Consider the following 1,546-nt stretch of genomic DNA (forward strand, 5'->3'; position numbering starts at 1 on the left):
GAATTACTGGCACTCCTCGATATAAAAGGCTGCCTGGTATCCATCGATGCCATGGGCTGCCAGACTGGGATAGCCGCAACCATCGTCAAGGGCGGTGGCGACTACTTGCTGGCGGTAAAAGGTAACCAGCCCACACTGCATAATGCAGTACGCGCAGCTCTGGGCGAGTCGACCAAGAAGCCGCTGAGTGAAGAAACGCTCAGTGTCGAGAAAGAGCACGGTCGCATCGATGGCCGCGAGTACCATGTGTTACCAGCCGGAGCACTATCAGAGCAATTTCCAGAGTGGAAATCGCTGAAGAGTGTTGGTGTCGCAATATCCTATCGAATTGAAAATATGGAAAAATTTTCGATGGAGTATCGCTACTACATCAGCTCGGCTGAACTGACACCAGAGCAGTTTGCCTCAGCGGTACGAGGGCACTGGGCAATTGAAAATAGCCTGCACTGGGTTCTGGATGTCGTGATGAATGAGGATGNAGGGCGAGATCGTGAACGTTTTATAACCAGAATGACGTCTTGATTGACGTACATCCCCAGCTGTGATCATATGCTTCCTTTTTGGGGTGGCAACATATGTTCATCGATTCATTCAAACAGCATTTTGAGGCCATTGCGGATCCACGGCAAAGTGCAAAAGTGACCTATCCATTTTTCGATATTCTATTCGGTACTCTTTGCTCTGTTATCGCTGGTGCCCGGGGCTGGTTTGATATCCGTGAATATTTACTGGGACACCACCAATGGTTCCTCGACCTCGATATGTTCAAAGCAGGTATTCCCGCTGATGACACCATCGCTCGCACCATTTCTGTCATCAAACCCGAGCAGTTCCAGGCCTGCTTTCTCGATTGGATGGCGTCTGTACATACCTTGACTCAGGGTGAACTGATCGCAATTGATGGTAAGACATTGCGAGGCTCTTATAACCGGGAAGACCGTAACAGTACCATTCACATGGTTAGCGCATATGCCACCGCAAACAAGCTGGTACTGGGGCAACTAAAAACCGATAAAAAGAGTAATGAAATCACGGCGATCCCCGAGTTATTGAAACTGTTGGAGCTGCGAGGAGCGCTCGTTTCAATCGATGCCATGGCCTGTCAGACCAAGATTGCCAAAACTATTATTGAACAGAATGGGGACTACCTACTGGCCGTAAAAGGTAATCAGGGCAATTTGTCCAAAGCCATCCAGCAGGCCTTCAGCGCCTTACGCAACGATGTTTCCTCGCTAGAGGCATTACAGACCGAAAAGAAGCATGGACGTATAGAGTCTCGTCTGTGCCATGTCCTTGATGCGAGTACTCTTGAAGGCAATTTTTCTCGCTGGAAGGGACTCAAAACGCTCGCAATGATGACCAGCTTTCGGACAGAAAAAGGCAAGCCGGTCAGTTTGGAATATCGTTACTACATCAGCTCGAAAATAATGAGTGCAGAACAAGTAGCCAGCGCGGTTAGAGAACACTCATGTACAGGATCTTTAGCTACAACCAATTGAAATAGATAGAAAAAAGGCTTCGTTTGTGATCTGATTTAATCGCCAAA

1 protein-coding gene and 1 pseudogene are annotated in these 1,546 nt (G+C 48.2%); both read left to right on the top strand.

Annotation, left to right across the window (positions count from 1 at the left end):
* Positions 1–522: ISAs1 family transposase (locus ACYVG7_RS06095; RefSeq protein WP_460882325.1), on the top strand; the 522-nt coding region annotated here is incomplete at its 5' end.
* Positions 523–575: 53 nt separating this feature from the next.
* Positions 576–1,466: pseudogene (locus ACYVG7_RS06100) on the top strand (ISAs1 family transposase); the annotation flags it as partial.
* Between the last annotated feature and the right edge of the window lie 80 nt (positions 1,467–1,546).

The sequence above is a fragment of the Pseudaeromonas pectinilytica genome, assembly GCF_054780855.1.